This is a genomic window from candidate division KSB1 bacterium (genome assembly GCA_022566355.1).
Lineage (GTDB): Bacteria > Zhuqueibacterota > JdFR-76 > JdFR-76 > DREG01 > JADFJB01.
Genome location: JADFJB010000002.1, coordinates 67231 through 88968 on the forward strand (window position 1 = coordinate 67231; position 21738 = coordinate 88968).

Annotated in this window: 21 protein-coding genes; all 21 read left to right on the forward strand. The window is 37.2% G+C overall.

What is annotated here, in order from left to right:
- The first annotated feature begins 118 nt into the window (after positions 1-118).
- The 21 genes from IIC38_00815 (at position 119) to IIC38_00915 (ending at position 21738) form a co-directional block, all read left to right on the forward strand.
- Positions 119-619: a DUF456 domain-containing protein gene (locus tag IIC38_00815; protein ID MCH8124503.1), complete on the forward strand. Its 501-nt coding sequence runs from the start codon at positions 119-121 to the stop codon at positions 617-619.
- A 64-nt stretch (positions 620-683) separates the two neighbouring features.
- Positions 684-1337, forward strand: a complete 654-nt coding sequence (locus IIC38_00820) for a DUF4159 domain-containing protein (GenBank protein MCH8124504.1) — start codon at positions 684-686, stop codon at positions 1335-1337.
- A 27-nt stretch (positions 1338-1364) separates the two neighbouring features.
- Positions 1365-4730, forward strand: a complete 3366-nt coding sequence (locus IIC38_00825) for a hypothetical protein (protein ID MCH8124505.1) — start codon at positions 1365-1367, stop codon at positions 4728-4730.
- Position 4731: 1 nt separating this feature from the next.
- Complete coding sequence (locus IIC38_00830) at positions 4732-6594, forward strand: tetratricopeptide repeat protein (GenBank protein ID MCH8124506.1); 1863 nt, start codon at positions 4732-4734, stop codon at positions 6592-6594.
- The gene (locus tag IIC38_00835; protein MCH8124507.1) at positions 6591-7856 is read left to right on the forward strand and encodes an asparagine synthetase B; all 1266 of its coding nucleotides are present in this window, start codon (positions 6591-6593) and stop codon (positions 7854-7856) included. The genes IIC38_00830 and IIC38_00835 overlap by 4 nt, the downstream gene beginning before the upstream one ends.
- 188 nt (positions 7857-8044) lie before the next feature.
- On the forward strand, positions 8045-9019 hold the full coding sequence (gene pdxA / locus IIC38_00840) for a 4-hydroxythreonine-4-phosphate dehydrogenase PdxA (protein ID MCH8124508.1): 975 nt from the start codon (positions 8045-8047) through the stop codon (positions 9017-9019).
- 4 nt (positions 9020-9023) lie between these two features.
- The gene (locus IIC38_00845; protein ID MCH8124509.1) at positions 9024-9770 is read left to right on the forward strand and encodes a class I SAM-dependent methyltransferase; all 747 of its coding nucleotides are present in this window, start codon (positions 9024-9026) and stop codon (positions 9768-9770) included.
- Positions 9770-10420 (forward strand): cell division ATP-binding protein FtsE, encoded by a 651-nt coding sequence (gene ftsE / locus IIC38_00850; protein MCH8124510.1) that lies wholly within the window; start codon positions 9770-9772, stop codon positions 10418-10420. The genes IIC38_00845 and ftsE overlap by 1 nt, the downstream gene beginning before the upstream one ends.
- Positions 10417-11268: an ABC transporter permease gene (locus tag IIC38_00855; GenBank protein ID MCH8124511.1), complete on the forward strand. Its 852-nt coding sequence runs from the start codon at positions 10417-10419 to the stop codon at positions 11266-11268. The genes ftsE and IIC38_00855 overlap by 4 nt, the downstream gene beginning before the upstream one ends.
- A gap of 132 nt (positions 11269-11400) precedes the next feature.
- A complete protein-coding gene (gene hrcA / locus IIC38_00860; protein ID MCH8124512.1) occupies positions 11401-12444 on the forward strand; it encodes a heat-inducible transcription repressor HrcA in 1044 nt (347 codons plus the stop codon).
- A gap of 15 nt (positions 12445-12459) precedes the next feature.
- The gene (locus tag IIC38_00865) at positions 12460-13041 is read left to right on the forward strand and encodes a nucleotide exchange factor GrpE (protein ID MCH8124513.1); all 582 of its coding nucleotides are present in this window, start codon (positions 12460-12462) and stop codon (positions 13039-13041) included.
- Positions 13042-13087: 46 nt separating this feature from the next.
- Complete coding sequence (gene dnaJ, locus IIC38_00870) at positions 13088-14224, forward strand: molecular chaperone DnaJ (GenBank protein ID MCH8124514.1); 1137 nt, start codon at positions 13088-13090, stop codon at positions 14222-14224.
- A 59-nt stretch (positions 14225-14283) separates the two neighbouring features.
- On the forward strand, positions 14284-14751 hold the full coding sequence (locus IIC38_00875) for a helix-hairpin-helix domain-containing protein (protein ID MCH8124515.1): 468 nt from the start codon (positions 14284-14286) through the stop codon (positions 14749-14751).
- Between the two features lie 66 nt (positions 14752-14817).
- Positions 14818-15474: a hypothetical protein gene (locus IIC38_00880; protein ID MCH8124516.1), complete on the forward strand. Its 657-nt coding sequence runs from the start codon at positions 14818-14820 to the stop codon at positions 15472-15474.
- A 60-nt stretch (positions 15475-15534) separates the two neighbouring features.
- Complete coding sequence (gene pilM, locus IIC38_00885; GenBank protein MCH8124517.1) at positions 15535-16473, forward strand: pilus assembly protein PilM; 939 nt, start codon at positions 15535-15537, stop codon at positions 16471-16473.
- A 14-nt stretch (positions 16474-16487) separates the two neighbouring features.
- Positions 16488-17543 carry a hypothetical protein gene (locus IIC38_00890; GenBank protein MCH8124518.1) on the forward strand — a complete coding sequence of 352 codons (1056 nt, stop codon included), beginning with the start codon at positions 16488-16490 and terminating at the stop codon, positions 17541-17543.
- 16 nt (positions 17544-17559) lie between these two features.
- Positions 17560-18117, forward strand: a complete 558-nt coding sequence (gene rsmD / locus IIC38_00895) for a 16S rRNA (guanine(966)-N(2))-methyltransferase RsmD (GenBank protein MCH8124519.1) — start codon at positions 17560-17562, stop codon at positions 18115-18117.
- Positions 18114-18623, forward strand: a complete 510-nt coding sequence (gene coaD, locus IIC38_00900) for a pantetheine-phosphate adenylyltransferase (GenBank protein ID MCH8124520.1) — start codon at positions 18114-18116, stop codon at positions 18621-18623. Before rsmD ends, coaD begins: the two co-directional genes overlap by 4 nt.
- Before the next feature lie 202 nt (positions 18624-18825).
- Complete coding sequence (locus IIC38_00905; GenBank protein MCH8124521.1) at positions 18826-19959, forward strand: pyridoxal phosphate-dependent aminotransferase; 1134 nt, start codon at positions 18826-18828, stop codon at positions 19957-19959.
- Between the two features lie 177 nt (positions 19960-20136).
- Positions 20137-21264 carry a tetratricopeptide repeat protein gene (locus IIC38_00910; protein ID MCH8124522.1) on the forward strand — a complete coding sequence of 376 codons (1128 nt, stop codon included), beginning with the start codon at positions 20137-20139 and terminating at the stop codon, positions 21262-21264.
- Between the two features lie 15 nt (positions 21265-21279).
- Entirely contained in the window at positions 21280-21738 is a 459-nt protein-coding gene (locus IIC38_00915; protein ID MCH8124523.1) for a hypothetical protein, read from the forward strand.

The following is a 21738-nucleotide window of genomic DNA, read 5'->3' on the forward strand; positions in this document are numbered from 1 at the left end:
ACGTGGGGAGCCTTTTTTGTTTTTTTAAAAAATGAATATCTGTTGCGTGTTTTAGGAAAAAGAGGCAATTTAATAAAAGTATAAAATCAAATTTAAATCTAAAATCAAAAAGCGATAAATGGAAATCATTGGTTGGGTATTTTTTGTGTTAGGAATGTTGATCGGTTTGGTTGTGATCCCATTTGGATTTGCCGGAACGTTCATAATCGTTGTAGGCGCGTTGATATTGGGGCTGGTCACCCAGTTTAGTGAAATCACAGGTAAATTTCTTGGATTACTCCTTGGCATATCCATTGTAGTAGAATTATTAGAATTTTTTCTGGGTGCGGCAACTGCTAAAAAATATGGTTCTTCAGCATGGGGAATTTGGGGTTCTATAATCGGTGGAATTTTTGGCGCACTTTGGGGAACAGCGATTTCCCCAATACTTGGCACTATTTTTGGTGCTTTTGTTGGAGTTTACCTGGGTGCATTCCTTTTTGAGTACTTCCGTTTTAAGGATGCTAATAAAGCGAAGAAGGCTGGTTGGGGAGCATTCCTAGGTGCGCTAACAGGAAGATTTCTGAAATTCATAGCTGCAATTGTAATGATTGTAATGGTTGGGTACAAAGTCATTTAGTCCAAACATTTATAAAATAATAATGTATAATCCTATTAATTTACAATATTTTAGAACTGTTTTTATGTTAAGTCTAATTTTAATTGTTCATACAGAATTAAGCTTTGCACAAAACATCAACGAGGGTAGATTAACCATCGCCAGAGTCAAATACAGTGGCGGCGGTGATTGGTATAATGATCCGTCGGCTGTCCCGAATTTATTGTCATTCATAGAAAAAGAGACAGGAATTTTTGTCCGGAAGGATGAGGTAAAAATTTCATTGTCAGACGAGAAACTCTTTTCTTTCCCCATACTTTTTATAACAGGCCATGGAAGAATTCGATTAACTGAGGTTGAAGTAAGAAGGCTGCGGGAATACCTTACTCATGGTGGATTTTTATATGCAGATGATGATTATGGCATGGATAAATTCTTTCGTAGAGAGATGAAAAAAGTTTTCAAGGGTTATGAATTTGTTGAGTTGCCGTTTAACCATGAAATTTACAGTGCTCATTTTAATTTTACTAATGGTCCACCCAAAATTCATGAGCATGATGGCGGACCTCCCAAGGGATATGGACTTTTTTATGATGGACAAATGGTTGTGTATTACACTGTAAACACCAACATTTCGGATGGTTGGGTAGATCCAGCCGTCCATAAGGATCCTCCGCAAATTCGTGAGGCTGCTCTGAAAATGGGAACCAATATCATCTTGTGGGTTTTAATGCATTAACAGTTAAATTTAAAGAAAGGGTTGATCATGACGGATCACGATAAAAGTTATGAGTCAATTCTCCAATTTGTCTCGAAACAACGACGAAAAAAGGTCTTCATTCAAACACTGCAGGGGATATTCTATCTTGTTGGCTTTCTGGTTTTAACTTTAGCCATTGCCTCTTTCCTGGAAATTGTTTTTCATCTAAATGAAACAGTTCGACTCGGAATCGTTTCCGGGCTAGCATTCGTTGGAGGACTCATTTTTTTAACCCGATTTGTTTGGCCGCTTGTCAACTATATCTCCAAAACCAAAGCATATAGTTATGATGAATTAGCGAAGGAATTGGGAGCTCACCATGAAAGGTTGCATGACGAGCTTTTAAACAGCCTACAGATTTACCGAGATGTGAATGATAATCGCGCTCATTATTCCGTAGACCTTATTGCATCAGCTCTGAAGAAAACGTTAAAGCGATTAACACGGATTGACTTTTCTCATTTATATTCTTTCCGGAATATAAAAAAAGCTTTGCATGTTTTTACTGCCCCGTTGTTGTTATCCGGTGCGGCTTTAATCATCTTTCCGGATTCCTTTTCAAATGGATTAAATCATATACTTCATCCCACAACTCGCTTTCGAGCCCGTCCTGTAGAAGTTTTAACCGTATGGCCTGGTGACACAACAAAAGTTGAAGGTGACGATGTTAAAATCTCCGTGAAAATCCAGGGCACATATACAGAAGCGGTTAATATATCTTTGCGACAAGAAAACAGGACGACCACGGAAAACAAAAAGGTTTTCCCAGATTCATCCGGCATGTATCGGTTTGAAATCAAAGGCATTCGAAACACAACTTATTATTCCGTAAAAGCTGGCGAAGAAATTTCCCCCGTTTATAAAATTAATGTTCAAAAAAGACCGTTTGTAAAAAACTTAAAACTACAATTGATTTTTCCATCCTATACTAAAATGCCAGCCAGGTACCTGGAAGATAATGTCGGTGACGTTATTGCCTTGGCCGGCACACAAGTTAAAATTCATGCGTCGATTAATAAAGCTGTTCAATCCGGGCAATTAGTTATGAATCGCAAACAGCCAAGTCCTTTGAAAATAAATGGGAATGAAGTTCGTTCAGCGTTTGTCGTTCGTAATGAGGACACATATAAATTGGAAATATTGGACAACTTTGGCTATAGCAATTTAAGTCCGATTGAATATAGTATTCGTCCGATAACTGACCAGTTCCCGGTTGTAGAAATTCTAATACCTGGAAGGGACGTGGATTTAAGTGAAGAGCTTAAACTTCCAATTTCTATTGAAGCAGAAGACGATTTTGGATTCAGCAAATTGAGACTTTCTTACCGGGTTGAGTCCGGTATCCCAATGCCCGTCTCGAATGATACCTCATTTCAATATCTTGATTTAAGTACCGACAATCAACAAGACACAAGACTTAATGTAGATTATCTATGGGATCTATCGGATATAAATTTACTTCCTGAAGATATTGTCTATTACTACGCAGAAGTTTGGGATAATGACCGGGTTAGCGGACCCAAACGAAGCATATCCAGAATTTTCACCGCCAGGTTTCCATCCGTCTACGAAATATATCAAGAAGTAGCCAGCACACAGGAGGAAGATTTAGAAAAAATGGAAGATATTTTGGCCGATAGCAAGGAGCTGAAAGAGAAGCTTGATGAAATCGTACGCGAGCTACTGCAGCAGAAGCAGATTGATTGGCTTAAAAAACAGGACCTTGAAGAGATAGCCACAAAACAAGCTAAGTTACAGTCGGAAGTTGAAGACATTCAGGAAAATCTTCAAGAAATGATCGACAGAATGGAAAGCAATCAGATGTTGAGTATAGAAACTCTTCAGATGTACCAGGAGTTGCAGGAGCTTTTCCAAGAAATAATGACGCCAGAACTTCAACGAGCGTTGGAGAAATTACGGGAGGCATTTGAGCAGTTGGATGAGAACAAGCTGAGACAAGCCATAAATCAAATGCAACTTTCGCAAGAGAGAATACAAAAAAGTTTAGAGCGTACAATAAACCTGTTAAAACAAATGCAGCTTGAACAAAATCTGGATCAAGCTGCCAAGCTGACTGAAAACCTGGCCGAAAGACAGGAAGCATTAAATGAACAGCTGGAAAAAGGGCAAGAAAACGAATTGGCAAATATGCTTCATCAGCAGCAGAACTTGGAAAAAGATTCCCAAACTTTGGATCAAATGCTCTCCACCCTAAAGCAAGACTTAAAAGAACAAGCTCAATTTCAGTCGGAGATAATGGATTCCTTAATGCAAGAGATGCAAAAAGTAATGCAGGAAATGAATCAATCAAGGCAACAATTGCAGAAGGGCAATATGCAGCAGGCTTCAAAATCCGGGAAAATGTCAGAACAAGAATTACGTGATATGTTAAAACAACTTCAGAAATTGAAACGGGACTTTACGCAATCTCGAAAGCAGGAATTCATGCAAGAATTTACAAAAGCGACAGAAGACCTCCTTCGGCTCTCAAAAGCACAGGAGGATTTAATGAACCAGACAAAAGAGCTATCACCGTCGAGCCCACAGCTTGGCCAGGTTGCCGAAAGCCAACAACAAATGATGCAGCAAATGGGTCGTATTGCGAATCAAATGTATGAGTTATCTCAAAAGACATTTTTTGTGACCCCCGAAATTGGGCGCGCAATGGGAAAATCTATGGCCGGTATGCAGAGCGCTTTAAAAAATTTGGAGGATAGAAATACCGGCGGAGCACCAGGGCAGCAGGCACAGGCAATGGGAGGAATTAACGAAACCATCATACAGGTTCAGGGCGCTATGCAATCACTTCAGAACGCTTCCTCGGCAAGCGGTATTGATGAATTTATGCAACGCTTGCAGCAAATGTCGGGCACACAACAAGGAATCAACGAGGAAACCATGATGTTGGGACAAGGGAAAATGTCAGCGCAGCAACAGGCAGCAATGGCACGTCTTGCGGCTGAACAGTTCGCGCTTAGAAAATCTTTACAGCAACTTCAGCAAGAATTTGGCAATAAATCCGAAATATTAGGACGTATGGATGGTGTTGCCAATGAAATGGAAGAAGTAATTAAAGAGTTGCAACGCAAACAAGTAGCGCCAAGAACCATTGATCGACAAAGAAGAATTCTATCCAGGATGTTGGATGCACAGAAGTCTTTGAAAGAAAGAGAGTATAGTAAAAAGAGAAGATCCAGGTCAGGAAAAACCTATTTTGTTCGTAGTCCGTCCCAAATTGATGAAAAGATCAAACAACAAAAGGATCGGTTTTTAGAAGATCTATTGCGGGCACGGAAAGCAGGATATAATGATGATTACCTAGAGCTCATTAGAAATTATTTTCAGGCATTAATGGAAAAAGCGGAGAGATGACGTGGAGGGTCGTTTTTTAAATGGAATTTGCCAGGCGGCATTTATGGTTTGTTTGGTTTTAATTTTTAATAGTGCCGGCATGGCGCAAAACACAAATCAATCAGACCGCGGACAATACAGTCTCGGTCAACAATATGAAGCTATCGGTGATTTTGATCAAGCTCTTAAAATATATTTAGCGCTCCTGGAAAAGTATCCAAGGAATTTTACCTATTTCGATGCTGCAAGAAAATGCTATGTTAGCCTGAAGAAATATGACGAATTGATACAACTAATCGAAACAAGAATCGAATTGGAACCGCACAATTTTCAATATCAAATTCGTTTGGGAGAGACATATCTGCAAAAAGAAGACAAAGAAAAAGCTTTTTCAATTTGGAATCAAATGATCAACAAGAATAATAAGAATGCATCGGTTTATCGTATGGTTGCCAATACGTTAATACAAAACCGGTTATTTGATGATGGTATTGAAATTTACCAAAATGGACGCAACACGATTGGAAAACAAGGCTTGTTTTCACTTGAGCTTGCCCAGTTGCACGCCTATCGTTTTAATTACGATAAAGCGACAGGGGAATACATGAGATATTTGCGGTCGAATCCCCGTCAATTATCCTATGTGAAGGCGAGAATCGTATCTTTTAAAGGGAACAATGAAACCTACGAACAGGTAACCTCAACCCTGAAAAGATGGATTTCATCAGAGTCTGAAAACCAGGATTACCAAAGACTCATGATCTCTTTTCTTTTAAGTTATGAAAATTATAACGATGCTTTTTCGGCTGTGAAAAAACTAGAACAATTACAAAACAAATCGAAAGAAAAAGGCAAAACCGGCTCAGAGTTATTCAAGTTTAGCCAAATTGTTTTAGCAGAGAATCAATATAACCTGGCCGAGAAAGCTCTGAATCGAATATTGGAAGAATATTCTAATTACCCGGACAAAGCTAGAATCGAATATGAGCTAGCTCGAACCTTATATCTGCAAGGAAAATATAAACCGGCATTGACTGCCTATGATCGCGTGGCTATGAATTATCCCAAATCGATTTGGGCCATTGAAGCCATATTAACCAGCGGAGATATTTATTTAGATGTTTTGTTTTTGCCGGACAGCGCGGTTCATAACTTTAAAAAAGTTTTAGACAATTATGCGAAGTATCAGAATCGTATCCATACATTTATTAGACTCGGTGATGTTGAAATTGCGAGGGGGAATTTATCGGAAGCGGAAACTTTTTATTTACAAGCGGTTAACACTCCGTCTGGAAAAAATCAAAGAGTTAAAGAGAAAAACAATTCAAAAATTGAAGGACAGCTAAAGCTGGCGGAACTGGCTTTCTACCAGGGAGATTTCAAAAAGACACGAAAACATATTGAGAATATTTTAAAAAGGCCCGTAAGCAGCAGCAATGCATTTGTGAATGACGCCTTAGAATTATCCATTCGGTTGGACAACAATGAACAAAATGCTTCAGAAGCTCTAAAGTTATACGCCGAGGCTATTCTTTTTAAAAAACAAAACAAACTCGATGAAGCCAGCCAAAACTTTTCGAATGTTGCAGATTCATATCCTCAAGCCAAAATTGCCCCCCAAGCCAGGTTTCAACATTCTAATTTAATTAGAAAAACCGGGGATTTTCTTTCTGCTATCATGGGGTTTCAAGCATTGATCAGTAAATACCCAGATAATTCGCTTTGTGATCTGGCGCTTTTTGAGATCGGAACAATTTATGAAAACGATCTCAAAGACACTTCAAAAGCGATTGAGAATTATGAGACCATTTTGGTGAATTATCCGATGAGTATGCTTGTAGAAAACGTTCGGAAAAAAATCAGAAGTTTGGAAGGAAACCCGTGAAAAAACAGTTAGCCATATTACTATTTATACTGGTTCTAGACCCCAGCCATGTCTCAGCTCAAAAGATATTAATCCACATGGATTTACAGCAATCCGATCATCTTAAAGCTTATGGGATTGCATTTTGGACCCTTGAAAAAGGAATTAATGTTGAGTGGCTGTTAAACTATCGGGGGGGATCTTTTTTGATCGACCATTATCCTGAAATAGAAAGAGAGTTAAGACTTAGAGGAGTAGCAAGCGTATCTGTGACTGGAAGTGATGTGGCAAGGATTTATGATGCAATTGAAAAAGGAAACATGGAAGTTGTGCTGTTAGAAAAAGTACCCCGGATAGCTGTTTATTCGCCGCCAAGCAAACAGCCATGGGATGATGCGGTAACATTGGCACTGGCCTATGCTGAAGTACCATATGATCAAATCTGGGACAAGGAAGTTCTTCAAGGGGAGCTTGAAAATTATGACTGGCTTCATTTGCACCATGAAGATTTTACCGGGCAATACGGAAAGTTTTACGCAAGCTTTCGCAACACACCCTGGTATATTGAAGAAGTTCGAATGAATGAAACCATGGCGGCAAGCCTTGGTTTTAAAAAAGTTAGCACATTAAAAAATGCTGTTGCACAAACCATAAGAGAATCTGTGGCGCGGGGAGGATTTCTTTTTGCAATGTGTTCCGCAACAGATTCCTATGATATTTCATTGGCTGCTTCGGATACGGATATTGTATCTGAAGTGTTTGATGGAGACCCAATCGCACCTAATAGCCAATCGAAACTGAATTATGCCCAAACATTAGCTTTTGAGAATTTTAAACTTGAGATGAATCCTTTTGTCTATGAGTATTCTGATATCGATATTCCCTCAAGTGTTAATGCTTCCTTGCGTGGTGCCGATGCGGATGCGTTTACACTTTTTGAATTTTCCGCAAAATATGATCCTGTTCCGGTTATGTTAACACAGAACCATGTAAATGTAATAAAAGGATTTATGGGTCAAACTACCGGCTTTCGCAGGTCCCGAATCAAGAGTTCGGTGGTGATTTTGGGGGAGATTCCGGAGACAGAAAACATCAAATATATTCACGGCAATTTTGGGCGGGGGACATTTACTTTTTTAGGCGGCCACGATCCGGAAGATTATCAACATGCTGTGGGCGACCCCCCAACCCAACTTTCCTTGCATAGGAACTCTCCCGGGTATAGACTGATTCTGAACAATGTACTTTTCCCGGCGGCAAAAAAGAAGAAACGAAAAACCTGATCCTTTCTGTTTTACTTTCATATTATTAAATAACCGTTTTATTTTTTCACATTCTGATTTTTATAGATTGATTCGATGAAATTATAGGTTTTGGTGTAATCAATTACCTCCAGGTTGCAATTAGAAATGAATCCAAGTATATTTGATTTTTGAAAAGGAATTAAACAGAACTGATTGTTACGGATTATATGGCAACTCAAATTTATATAACAATGGGGGACCTTAACGGAATCGGACCGGAGGTAACTATTAAGGCCATTTCGGAACTATTTCCAAGCCAGAATGTGGTTTTTACGATTGTAGGTTCCGGAAAAGCTCTTGAGTTTTATTCAAGAACATTAAGCGCAAAACTAACAATAGAAGAGGGCCAACCAGGGAGCGATCCTTTGAAACTACATTTTTTAGAAGTGGATTCGGAAGATATGAATACCATTGAGCCGGGTCTTGTAAAAGCTGAAGCGGGAAAAGCAAGTGTTCAATTTATTCAAAAAGCACTCACGTTGATTGAAAACAACGACAAAGCAGCCTTGGTTACTGCGCCAATCAGCAAGCAAGCAATCTGGGCAGCGGGAATCGATTTTCCCGGCCATACGGAATTACTGGCAGACTGGTTTAACACTGAGAATTACACAATGATGCTTATTTCGAATGAATTGAAGGTTGGCCTGGTTACTACACATCATCCTATTCGGGATGTTTCCGATTTATTATCTTCCGATTTGATAATGAAGAAATGCATGACAATAAACCGCGATTTACAAAATCGATTTCAAATTAGAAACCCCCGCATTGCTTTGGCTGGTTTAAATCCCCACGCAGGTGAGAACGGTCAGCTCGGAACGGAAGAGGAAAAAATTATCAAGCCGGCCATCGAAAAATTAAAGCAGCAAAATGTATTTGTTGAGGGCCCGTTTTCATCAGACACTTTGTTTATCCCCCAAAAATTGCAGCAATATCACGCGATTTTGGCTATGTATCATGATCAAGGTATGATTCCGGTAAAAATGCAGGGATTCGGAAAGGCCGTTAATTATACGGCAGGACTCCCAATTGTAAGGACTTCCCCGGATCACGGAACAGCGTTTGATATCGCAGGAAAGGGGCTTGCGAACCCATCAAGTATGATAGAGGCGATAAAACTTGCGATCACATTGGCCGGATAAAAAAATGACTGGGGTTGCACCCTATGAAAAACTAGCCCTTATTTACGACCAACTGATGAAACATGTTGATTATCGGAGCTGGGCTAATTATATAAATAAATTAATCACGAAATATCATCCTAAGACAAAAACGATTTTAGATGCAAGTTGTGGAACGGGAAATTTATTGGCGATGTTGAGAAGGTATCCTTATGATTTTTTGGGATGTGATTTTTCCCTGCCAATGCTAAAACAGGCCAAAGTAAAAGGAAAGATAGAATCAATTCCAATATGGCGTTGTTCAATGGTTGATCTGGCCGTTCAAAAAAAAGTTGATGTAATTCTGAGCTTATATGATAGCGTAAATTATATCATGGAAATTGAAAATATTATAAAGTTTATTTCTAACGCTGAAGTTGCTTTACAAAACGGAGGATTGTTAATTTTTGATATTTGTACAGAACGAAATGCAATTAAGTATTTCTATAATTATTATGATCACGATTCCCAGAGAACCTTTAAATATGATCGCTGGAGCCATTACGATCAGAAAACCCATATTCAGCATACAGAGTTTAAAGTGCATTTTTACTCTGAGAAGAAAACATATTTAGAGAAACATAAACAAAAAATATACTCTATACGAGCCATTCTTGATGCAATTAATTCGACTTCTATGAAGCTCATAGATATTTACGATGGTTATACATTTCAACCGGCTAATTCAAAATCGAACAGGATACATTTTGTTTTAAGGCTCGATTATTCATAATGCTACATTTATATAATGTAACATATCAATACACGGGTGGTTACGGAGTAAAAGGAATCACCTTTTCGATTCAGAAGGGTGAATTCGCTTTTTTGGTTGGGCCATCCGGGGCTGGCAAATCGACGATTTTGAAATTGATAAATCTTGAGTGTCCGCTACAAACGGGACATATCATTTTGGATTTGGTGAATGCTACGAATGTGAGTCGAAAGCAAATTCCGTTTTTTCGACGTAAAATCGGAGTGGTTTTTCAAGACTTTAAGCTATTGCAAGATAGAAATGTATTTGAAAATGTGGCTTTTGCCATGCATGCTATTGGAACTAGACGAAAGAAAATAAAAAGCAGGGTTCTTGAAGTTCTAAAAGATGTCGGTCTTACACATAAACGACTGAAGTTTCCCCAGGAACTCTCCGGTGGTGAACAACAAAGGATAGCAATAGCACGGGCGATTGTGAATGAGCCATTTATCTTGTTGGCCGACGAACCAACCGGAAATCTTGATCATGATATCACAATGGAAATTCTTAATTTACTTAAACGGATAAACACCATGGGAACAGCAGTTCTAATGGCAACACACAACCAGGAATTGGCGGACCAGTTACGGAAAAGATCAATATTTATTAGAAACGGAAGACTTGAACTGTGAGTTGGTTTTATTCCTTAAAAGAAGGCGCTTCTGCACTACGAACTTCCAAGCAATCGAGTGTATTGCCAATTATTACCGTGGGGGTTTCGTTGTTTTTTGTAGGTTTTTTCGCATTTGCGATTGTGAAAGGCTCTCTTCTTATTGGATATTTTAAGAGTCTACTTACCATGGAACTCTTTCTTAGAGATGGAATAACAGAAGAAACGACAGCTGAAATTCAATCTCAACTAGTCAAATACCCGGAAATAGCCCAATTGCGATTTATATCCAAAGAGCAAGCATTAGAAGAATTTAACCAAGATTTTGGAAGTAATATTGAATCTGTATTAGGTGAAAATCCACTGCCCTCTTCTTTTAGAATATTAATAAAGTCGGAGTACCAGGAAGAAGAAATAATAGAAAAAGTTAAATCGCAAATTGAAACCATAAGCGGCATCGACGAAGTCGTTTATCGTTTTGATTTGCAGAAATTGATCTCAAAGTATATTCGGGCAGCTATTTTGTTCGTTTTAATTATCGGTAGCATTTTAGTTGTCAGTTCAATTATACTAATTTCCAATACAGTTAAGCTTTCAATTCTTACTCGAAAAGATTCCATTGAAATCATGAGCCTTATTGGTGCAAAGCAATCATTTATTCGTGGGCCATTTTTGATTGAGGGAGCATTGCAGGGTTTAATTGGTGCGATTTTAGCGATTTTAGGAAACATAATTCTTGTCAATATCATAAGAATATATTTCCCCCAATTGATGATGGATATTAAATACATAGCACTTTCAATTTTATTTTTTGGGGTACTATTTGGCAGTTTGGGAAGTTGGCTTGCTATTCGAAAAACTTTAAGGTGAAACCGAGATGATAAATTTTCGTAACTTGCTTGTTTTCTACTGAATAGGAGGTTTTAATCTTGACAACCCTGTTAAAAATTAGTAATATTTCCATTTGGATTTATTGAATAAATAAAAAGGTAGATATTAACCGTGGTTACTTTTACAAATCGAGAAGAAAACGTGCTCAAATATATCGTCGAAGATTTTGTAGCGACCGGTATTCCTGTTGGTTCAAAATATTTATGTAAACAACACGATCTTTCATTTAGTTCTGCTACAATTCGCAATATTATGGTGAAGTTGGAAGATCTAGGTCTTGTATTCCAACCGCATGTTTCCGCCGGGCGAATTCCTACGGATTCCGGATATAGAGTTTATGTTGATTGTTTGATGTCTATAGAGCAAATATCTCAAATTGAAAGGCAAAGAGTCTTAAAAGATCTGCGCAAAGTAGCTAAGGATTTTCATCAAATGCTTGAAAAATCATCGAAGATTCTTGGTGAAATCTCTAATCAATTGGGGATTGTATTGATGCCGAAAATGTTTAATGGAGTTTTTATAAAACTTGAATTAGTACCTATTTCTGAAAGAAGGATTTTGCTGGTAATATCCATTAAATCCGGATTACTGAAAACAGCCACATTGGAATTGGATTTTGATGTGACTCGTGAAATCCTGGAACTAACCACTCAAATCTTAAACGAAAGGTTATCCGGTTTAACACTAGATGAAATTAGGAAAACAATTAATAAGCGTCTGAAGAGTGTAACGACGGGTCATCTAGGTTTATTAAGTTATTTTAAAAAATCGGCAAACAAAATATTCGATTTTGATGATATGCAAGAATATTATTTTGGTGGAGCCAGAAACATTCTCAGGCAAAACGAATTTGCCACTACTGAAAAGTTTGATAATCTTATGGAATTTCTGGAAAGCAAGAAAAACACAATTCATTTCTTTACCAACCTAAATAAATCAAAATCATGTTGTGTTTCAATTGGTTCAGAAAACAGTTATGCCAAATTAGAAAACTTTAGCTTTGTTGCGTCGGACTATAATTATGGAAATGTAAAAGGTGTTCTAGGCATCATTGGTCCAACAAGAATGGACTACCCAAGAATGATTTCAATTGTAAATTATATGTCGGATGCAATCTCAAAATTTGCATCTAACAGAGTGCTAAGGATTAACTAGGAGTATTATCGTTTTATGAAAAAACACGAAGTACCCGAACAGGAAACCGATAACAATTCTAAGAAAAGTACGGTTTCCGGGAAAGCTGCAGGCAACATAAAGAAAAAGCGGCGAGAAAGCACAGACAAACAATTGGTTGAACAGCAAAAAAAAATACAGCAGCTTGATGATGAAAATGCAGAATATAAGGAGAAATATCTACGCTTGGCAGCTGAATTTGATAATTTCAGAAAAATGACACTTCGTGAAACAGAAAAAAGAACTCAGAATGTAAAGGATTCTGTAATTTTAGACGTATTATCTATCATTGATAATTTAGATCGCACAATCGATGCAATGAGCAATAAAAAGAAAAACGACCCTGTATATAAAGGGGTTCAACTGATTTATTCCCAGGCAAAGAAATTGCTGGAAAAGTATAGTGTCGAGGAAATAGGTTCGGTTGGAGAAGAATTTGACCTGGATCTGCATGAAGCAATGATGATGGTGGAAAATAAGAATTACCCTGCCAATGTGGTTGTTGAAGAACATCTGAAAGGCTATAAGATAAACGGACGGGTTTTACGTCATGCAAAGGTTGCTGTTAACAATGGTTGACACTCGTTAAGTATTAAAGATTCACAAAAACATGAAGTTTCATTAGATGACAAATAAAGATTATTATGACATTCTTGGTGTACGACGAGAAGCAACCGAAGATGAGCTAAAAAAGGCATATCGAAAATTAGCAATGGAATATCATCCCGACCGGAATCCTGGTGATTCCAGGGCAGAAGCTAATTTTAAAGAAGCAGCTGAAGCTTATGAAGTTCTCGGTAATTCTGATAAACGCCGGATCTATGATCAATATGGTCGTGCAGGATTAAAAGGAGGTATGGGTTCTGGCGGCGGGATTGATTTTGATTTGTCCGATGCTCTTCGAACGTTCATGGATGGTTTTGGCGGTTTTGGAGATATTTTCGGTATGGGTCAAGGACGATCAGGCAGAGGAAGTCCTGCAAGTGGAAGCGATCTTCAAATTCGTCTTAAATTGTCACTCGAAGAAATATACGAGGGTGTTGAAAAAAATCTACGGGTAAAAAAATTAGTCACATGTGATAACTGTTCCGGAGCTGGTGCGGAACAAGGCAATGGCGCAAAAACATGTTCAACCTGTCATGGAAACGGTAAAGTCCGACAAGTGTCGAGATCTATATTCGGTCAATTCGTAAATATAACAACTTGTCCCACTTGCCATGGTGAAGGGGAAATCATTTCGACTCCTTGCCGTAAATGTAAAGGTGATGGTAGAATTCGAGAAGATTCTACAGTTAAGATCAGAGTTCCGGCAGGAGTGTCGACAGGCAATTACATTACAATGAGAGGCGATGGAAACATTGGTCCCAGAAATGGCCCGACCGGAGATTTGATTGTCATATTTGAAGAAAAGGACCATGAGCTTTTTGATAGACATGAAGATGATGTTTTATTTAATTTACCCGTTGGATATTCACAGTTAGTTTTAGGTGATGATATTGAGGTACCTACTTTGAATGGTAAGGTAAAACTAAAAATACCGTCTGGCACTCATTCCGGTAAAATATTTCGATTGCGAGGCAAAGGCATCCCCAAATTAAACAATTACGGTCAAGGAGATCAACTGGTTCAGGTTTCATTAATTACACCAAACAAAATATCCACAAAAGAAAAACAATTGATAGAAGAGTTGTCTAAATTTGAAGAAGACTATATAAAAAAAGTATCTAAATCCGAACCGAAAAAGAAAAAAAGGTTTTTTTAGTAAAATTTAAATAAAAATGTTGTTCATTTAAGTAAAAAGTAATTGTATTTTAAAGGAATATTGTTTTTAATAATAAGATTAAATTTAGATTCAAACACTTACTTGAGAATTTTGGCATATCGCGGTTACAACTTCAAATTACTATAGTCCTCCTATTTGGACTTGCTTTTGGAATTCTCATACCCAACTTACCCGATTCTCAAGAAAAAGATCAATCCCTTCAAAACTGGACAGAAGAGGCAAATTTATTAAAGCTGAAAGTTACTGAAATTGAAAGTTTATGGTATGAACAAAGGAATGGGCCCACATCAAAGCCTACCGAGTTGTTTAAGGATAAAATCAATATCAATACGGCAAGTTCGGAAGAATTTGCCAGGTTACCTGGAATCGGTCCGATTTTAGCCCAACGGATTGTAAATCACCGTAATGAAAACGGCAAATTTGCTTCACTCGAAGATTTAACTTATGTTAAAGGCATTGGCAGTAAAAAGTTAGAAAAAATAAAGTCCTTCCTTGTGTTTAAATGAGATTACTACTTTGATGAACTTTAATTTTACTATTTTGAGAAACGGAAACTTACCTGAGGAGGAAAGATGATCCATCAAAAAAGAAAGGGCTCACTCATATACGAAATCTTGATCGTTATCCTGTTATCGTTGCTTGTGGGTACAATTTTGTACCCAAAATCTGTTTGGGAGACAGTAGAACAGGAAACAGATTTGTGTAGAGAGAATATGAAAAAAGTCCAAAATGCAGAAATTTTATATCTTCAACTTCATGTTTCACAGAAATTTGATTCTTCAATTGTGAATGTGATAGAATATTTAAAGAACGATTCCGCATGGGTAGCAGACACTACGATGTATGCACTGAGAGATTCATTTTTCGTTTCCACAATTAAAGATTATCTGACCACGTACGAAGAAGTAACTGATTCTACTGCAGCAGATTCTGCATTAAAATTGATACTTTCCAGATCTGACACATTATCTAACCCGGAAACAGTTGATGCTCTGATTGAAAAATCATTGGAGTTATTACATCTATGCCCATCTATTGGAAAACCGTATCATATTGGATCTGTGGATACTTCAATAATTAAAGTGTTGAAGGTTTATTGTCCATTGGATTCAACAAACATCGACAGCTTGAATGAGCGATTTACGTTTAGTTTTCTCGGAGGTGGAAAAATTGGAAATCATGGTTATATTGACAATGGTGAGACTTCCTGGAAGGAAAAAAAGAAGTGAAAATATTAATCAAGTCTTTTAATTAAAAGGTAGGTGTAAAGTATTATGCTAGGATTTTCTTTGCTTAAAAATTCTTTTCAGTTTGTTGAAATCGAAAATACCAACGGAAAACCAGTCATTAAACGGTTTGCTAAGCGACCGGCTGCTATCCCTTTTACTAATGAGAGCTTAATAAATAATGCTGCTCATAAAACTTATAAAGAATTGATTGATGAAGCTATTAAACAGTACGAGTTAAAAGGGCCAGTCATGGTGGCTCTTGATAATCAATTGGCATTTGTCAAAAAATTTTTAATAGATCGCGAATTGCGCCATGATCAAATAGAAGAGTTTATTTTATGGGAATATCGACAAATATTCCCGGATCAATCTTTAAAAGAGTATCAATTTGTTTATGAAAAAATTTCAAATGAATTTTTTGGTGATAAAGATGCTGTCGTTTCCGTAGTGTTTCGAAAGGATATTACTCAAGCCGTAATTAATTTATTTGAAAATCCCCAAATTGAATTAAAACATCTGGATTTAGATTTGTTTTCTGCGTTGAATGGTATTAAGCATATCTATAAGATTGATGAAAAGGATTTTGTGGTTTTAGCCGATATTCGTAAGGATACATTAAAATTACAGTTTGTCCGTAAAGGGCAATTCTTTGATTTTTATAAGATTACATTTAATTCTGAAGACAATGAACAATCAATCGCATCATTCGAATCCGATGAAACCTTATCCCGGCTGTTAAACAAAGAAATTCGCAGGAAATTGCTGGAATATCATTTGGATGAAGAAAAAGCGGTTGATTCTCTCTACCTTTTTGGTGAAAAGGCCTCACCAGATTTAGCAGATTATATGACAATAAGTCCATCTCGGGAAGTCGTTTTGGTAGAACCCTTCAAAATGCTGGAATTGGATCCGGAAATTAGTGATTTATCAACCAATGTTCCTCTTTCAAGTGAATATGCTATTAGTATTGGTTCTGCATTGCGATCCATCCCTGAATAAATACTGAGGTATTTATGTCTACATTAAATCTTTTGGAAGGAAAAGATCTTTCCAAAGAAGTAAGTCTGGAACCTGCTCCTGAATCTGTTTTGGAGGATCAACAAATTCAGCCACAGGAGGTTAAAGAGCAACCTGTGATAGCTGTAGAGAAAATCGAAGAACGTCCTGAATCTGAAACATCACATGAAAAAAAACAGCATGAATTTAGAAGATCTTCTCCATGGCCGATAGTTATGGGGGTTGTCGGAGGTTTGATTATTTTGTTGACAATTATTTTTTATCCCCGCGGATCGAGTGATGAAAAAACAAAAGATCAAACCCAACAAGAATCCTCTCAACAAGTGACATCACAACCACCAGGGATGGAGGAACCTGAGGGTCAACGGGTTGGAGATCCAGTGGATGAAAGTAGTACACCTGTTAGCATGTCTGAAGAGGACACAAAAACTGTAAGCACCAGAACGCCTGTTGCTGTTGCTCTTGATAATAAACGTCAACAAACTTTTGCGGGAATGATATTTTTGGATAATGTTCTTTCCTCAATGCCATCTGGAGTCAAATTGTCTTTTTTCCGGTATGCTAATGAAGATTATTTAGCTGAACTGGTATCAGAATCTGAATCACTTTTTTCGGATTTGGAGAACAGCCTGGATAGGTCTTCGGCAGAAACTTTATCAAAAGCATTATCCCAGGAAAAACAATTTGGTGCCTCCACGGTCTTAGTTCGACAAATACAGGGTTCGATACCTTCGAGTAGTACTTCTATAACAGCAACAGGATTACTTGAAGAAAGCCAAATTCAGTCAGGCTTAACCGCTAAAGCAAATCAAAGTAATTTGCAAATTCGGCAAATTGATATTTCTTCGGAAATATCAATCGGTAATACGATACGAAGACCCGTAACGGTTAAATTAGCCGGACAGCAAATCGCCGTGGTTTTATTTATCCGGGATTTATTAAGAAGTTACCAGAATATTGGTTTGAATAAAATCACGATTACCCAGGCTACCAGAGATTTATCCGATTCCCAGGTCAACTCTGTCCTTGATCTCGATGTTTTTTCGAAATAATCCTTAATTACCATAAATGAGAGTAGTTGCCGGAAAATGGAAAGGCGTTCATTTAAAAGCAGGTAAATTCGAAGATTTACGTCCAATTACTAACCGGATAAAAGAATCTTTATTTGGGATTCTCGGAGATCAAATCATTTCAACTAAAATATTAGATTTATATGCTGGTTCCGGGTCTATTGGAATAGAAGCACTCAGTCGTGGCGCCAGTCATTGTATATTTATTGAACGGTCACATAAAGTTGCTGATTTACTACTCAGAAATCTTCAGAAAATAAATATTGAACATAACAATTATGAAGTAGTCACTGCGGATGTATATAAATCCATTCAAACATTGGTTAAAAGGCAAGCTGAGTTTAACACAATTTTTTCAGATCCTCCATTTCGAACTCCAATTGCAAATCGTCTGTTGCATGCTTTATCTAAGACTAATTTGTTGAAGACAGACGGAACTTTGATTTTACGCCATCATAAAACAGAATTGATTTCAGACAGAATATACAATTTTGAATCAGTGAGAGTAAAAGCATTCGGAGATTCAATTGTGAGGTTTTTGAGACAGGTACTATGAAAAAGAAAATTGCCATTTATCCCGGAACTTTTGATCCAATTACAAATGGGCATATTGATATTGTGGATAGAGCAAGAAAAATGTTTGATGAAGTCATCATTTCGATTGCTCAAAACCCTAAAAAAACGCCTTTGTTTTCTGTGGAAGAGCGAAAAGGAATGATTCGGGAATCGATTGTTTCTTTGGAAAACATCGAGGTTGATGCTTTTGAGGGATTATTGGTCCAATATGCCAGCATGAGAAATGCTGTCGCAATTATCCGTGGATTAAGAGCTATTTCAGATTTCGAGTATGAGTTCCAGATGGCTATGATGAATCGTAAGTTGCGGGAAAATATTGCAACTGTATTTCTCATGCCACACGAAAATTATATTTACTTAAATTCATCAATTGTTAAAGAGGTGGCCTACTTCGGAGAAGATGTTTCACATCTTGTTCCTGAAATTGTTGTAAAGAGATTAAAGGAGAAATTTTCAAATAATTCAAATTCAGTACGTAAAATTTAATTCTTATCGAAATATAGCGAACAAGAAAAATTATTTTGAATACTTTTGAATACTATAGAAAAAAGTTGTTAATAGGGGTTTTTCTTAAATTAATGTAAAAACAAATCAAAAAATTAACTGAATAAAAAATGTGAATTTATCTAAAAGACTTTCAAAAATAGAACCTTCTGAGACATTGGCAATCACGAACCGAGTTCTCGAAATGAAGACGAATGGAGAAGATGTTATTGGACTTGGAGCAGGAGAACCGGACTTTGATACACCGGTGCATATCAGGCAGGCAGCTATTGAAGCAATCAATGCTGGCCACACTCGTTATACCCAGGCAACGGGGATTCCGCAATTGCGGGAAGCGATTTCATATCGTTTTAAGCAGGATAATGGAATAGATTATGGGCCTGATGAAATCATTGTTTCCTGTGGCGGGAAGCATGTATTGGCAACGGCTATTCTGGCAATTTGTAATGAAGGGGATGAAGTTTTAATTCCCTCTCCATATTGGGTCAGTTATCCGGCTATGGTATGGCTCTCCGGTGCAGAACCTGTTTTTGTTCCCACCAAGCCTGACAAAGAATTTTCTTTTGATGTGGAATTATTAAAAAGATCAATAACAGAAAAAACAAAAGTCTTTATGTTTTGTAACCCAGTAAATCCAACAGGTGCTGTTTATGGTGTAGATCAAACTGATCAAATTGCCGAAGTTTTAAAGGATACAAACATCATCATTATAACCGATGAGTTATATCATTCGATGATATTTGATGACATTAAGATCCGGTCTTTGGCCACCTATCCTGAATTGGAGGGAAGAGTTATTTCAGTAAACGGAGTTTCAAAAGCTTATGCTATGACCGGATGGCGAATTGGATATGCCGCGGGGCCACACAAATATATCTCACAAATGGGAAAAATTCAAAGCCATATGACATCGAACCCGACATCCATAGCCCAATGGGCGGCACTCGCTGCATTGACCGGCCCCCAGGATTGTGTTCGAGAAATGACAGCAATCTTTAAACAAAGAAGAGACTTTGTTTATAAAAGTCTTATGAAAATAAAGGGAATCGGATGTCATCGCAGCCAGGGAACCTTTTACATATTTCCTGATGTATCTAAGTTTTTTCCGGCACATGTAAATGATTACAATATTGAAAATGTGGTAGATTTGTGTAATTACATTCTTGAAACCCAAAAGGTAGCATTAGTACCGGGCAGCGCATTTGGTAGTCCAAAACATTTAAGAATTTCTTTTGCAACTTCTATGACAAGCTTACAACAGGCAATGGAAAGAGTTCATTCAGGATTACAAGATTTGTATGAACATAAAGAAAACTAATGGATTCCTTCGTTAAGTCGATATAAAATAAGGGAAAAGCCACTTTTTGGAACAGTTTTTGTGATATTATAGTTTGCAGTTAACGAGGAACCTCAAATAAGCAGTTTTAATGGTCCAATATTATTCAATGCATCAAAATGAAACAAGCCAAAGGTATGTAGCCCTGGGAGAGTAAATATGCAACAAACAAAACATTCCAATTCAATACGTTTTGAAGATAGAGAATTTCTTGTCGAAACGTGGTATGATTCGGAAGAACTAGATGTAGTAACTCAGATAACGGAAAATGGCCATATTCTGGATACCTATAAGTTACGAGTGAATGAAAACACTACGGAAGAAGAGACTCAATCACTGACTGAGGAAACTCATAAGAATATTTCTGTGGATTGGGAACTATTGTTTTATATGTACAAGAAAGTGAAAGGTTCTAACCACGTACAATCACTAAACAAGCTCGGATTGGTTTTCGAAATAAGAAACCTACTGACCGAAGCGATTGATTGTTTTCAAGATGCATTATCGATAGACGAAGATTATATAGAGGCCAATATTAATCTTGGCAATGTTTATACGAAGGCTGGATTATTTGACCAAGCAATCGAGTTGTTTAACAAAACCATCGAAAAAACTCCCAATTACCCCGATCTGCATTATTCACTTGGCGTCGCCTATCTTAAAAAAGAAGATTTTATTAATTCGATTAATTCTTTAGAACGTGCAATCGAAATAAATCCGTCTTATGATATCGCTCACTTCATGCTAAGTAAGGTATATTTATCGAGTATGAATGGTGAGCAACACACTTCTGATATGATACCCAGTCCTCTAAGGCAAAAGAAAATATTAGCTCATTTACAAAAGGCGGTAGATTTAAATCCGACTTTCGATCAATTCGAAATCCGAAAATCCATTGAAGAAATCCAAAATGGAAATTTTGAAGAAGCGATTCAATTAGTTGAGGAAATAGATTTCTTAAACCAGGATCAACAAAGCAATCATTTTGATGAAGAGTTTTATATCCGATTTATGTTTGGCGGTAAAGGCAAAGACGTCCAACTTCTCTCTGATTATATTGATGTACTTAAAGAGAAAATAGAAGAAAATCCGGGGTTTCCGGACCTTCGCAATAATTTGGGTGTTGCCTATCTAATTCAGTGTAGAAATATTTTTTTGAAAGCGATGGATCAATTTCGAACAGCGTTAAAAATCAATCCTTCTTATGTTGTTGCTAAAAAGAACTTGAAATTAGCGGAGAATGAGGGAAAGGGGTTTATTATCTTATTACGAGCACTGTTAAAATAAACCCGGAAGTGAATTATGAAAAAATGGATTTTTTTTATTTTTGTCATTGTTTTAGCCTTTGTACTAAAAGTTGCAGCACAAGAAATAGATAGCGTTTGGGTTACTCCTTTAAATTCAAAAATAGGGACGTACACACTTTACGAATTAACATTTACTTCTCCCGATACCATAGGTCAAAACGCCAGATTTTCTCTTACTTTCCCTCCGGAGTTTGATTTATCTATGGTTTCTTTGGCTGGTTCAAATACAATGAATGGTGGGTTTAGTGTGACGGTCAAAGACTCTATTATAGAAATAGGTAGAAAAGGTGAAGGTAAACCGGTGAATCCCGGCAATAAATTAAACCTTTTATTTAGTGTTGTAAAAAACCCGGATAAAGCAGATAACAATTATTTAGTGTTGTTTCGCATTTTAGACATCTTTGGGAATGCGGTTTCATCAACACAAAGCAAACCGGTTGTAATTGTAAATTAG

What these genes read in the sequence shown, in the direction of transcription:
- IIC38_00815 (MCH8124503.1), top strand. Translation starts at nt 119, where the DNA reads ATGGAAATCATTGGTTGGGTATTTTTTGTGTTAGGAATGTTGATCGGT.
- IIC38_00820 (MCH8124504.1), top strand. Translation starts at nt 684, where the DNA reads ATGTTAAGTCTAATTTTAATTGTTCATACAGAATTAAGCTTTGCACAA.
- IIC38_00825 (MCH8124505.1), top strand. Translation starts at nt 1,365, where the DNA reads ATGACGGATCACGATAAAAGTTATGAGTCAATTCTCCAATTTGTCTCG.
- pdxA (MCH8124508.1), top strand. Translation starts at nt 8,045, where the DNA reads ATGGCAACTCAAATTTATATAACAATGGGGGACCTTAACGGAATCGGA.
- IIC38_00845 (MCH8124509.1), top strand. Translation starts at nt 9,024, where the DNA reads ATGACTGGGGTTGCACCCTATGAAAAACTAGCCCTTATTTACGACCAA.
- ftsE (MCH8124510.1), top strand. Translation starts at nt 9,770, where the DNA reads ATGCTACATTTATATAATGTAACATATCAATACACGGGTGGTTACGGA.
- IIC38_00865 (MCH8124513.1), top strand. Translation starts at nt 12,460, where the DNA reads ATGAAAAAACACGAAGTACCCGAACAGGAAACCGATAACAATTCTAAG.
- dnaJ (MCH8124514.1), top strand. Translation starts at nt 13,088, where the DNA reads ATGACAAATAAAGATTATTATGACATTCTTGGTGTACGACGAGAAGCA.
- IIC38_00880 (MCH8124516.1), top strand. Translation starts at nt 14,818, where the DNA reads ATGATCCATCAAAAAAGAAAGGGCTCACTCATATACGAAATCTTGATC.
- IIC38_00890 (MCH8124518.1), top strand. Translation starts at nt 16,488, where the DNA reads ATGTCTACATTAAATCTTTTGGAAGGAAAAGATCTTTCCAAAGAAGTA.
- rsmD (MCH8124519.1), top strand. Translation starts at nt 17,560, where the DNA reads ATGAGAGTAGTTGCCGGAAAATGGAAAGGCGTTCATTTAAAAGCAGGT.
- coaD (MCH8124520.1), top strand. Translation starts at nt 18,114, where the DNA reads ATGAAAAAGAAAATTGCCATTTATCCCGGAACTTTTGATCCAATTACA.
- IIC38_00905 (MCH8124521.1), top strand. Translation starts at nt 18,826, where the DNA reads ATGAAGACGAATGGAGAAGATGTTATTGGACTTGGAGCAGGAGAACCG.
- IIC38_00910 (MCH8124522.1), top strand. Translation starts at nt 20,137, where the DNA reads ATGCAACAAACAAAACATTCCAATTCAATACGTTTTGAAGATAGAGAA.
- IIC38_00915 (MCH8124523.1), top strand. Translation starts at nt 21,280, where the DNA reads ATGAAAAAATGGATTTTTTTTATTTTTGTCATTGTTTTAGCCTTTGTA.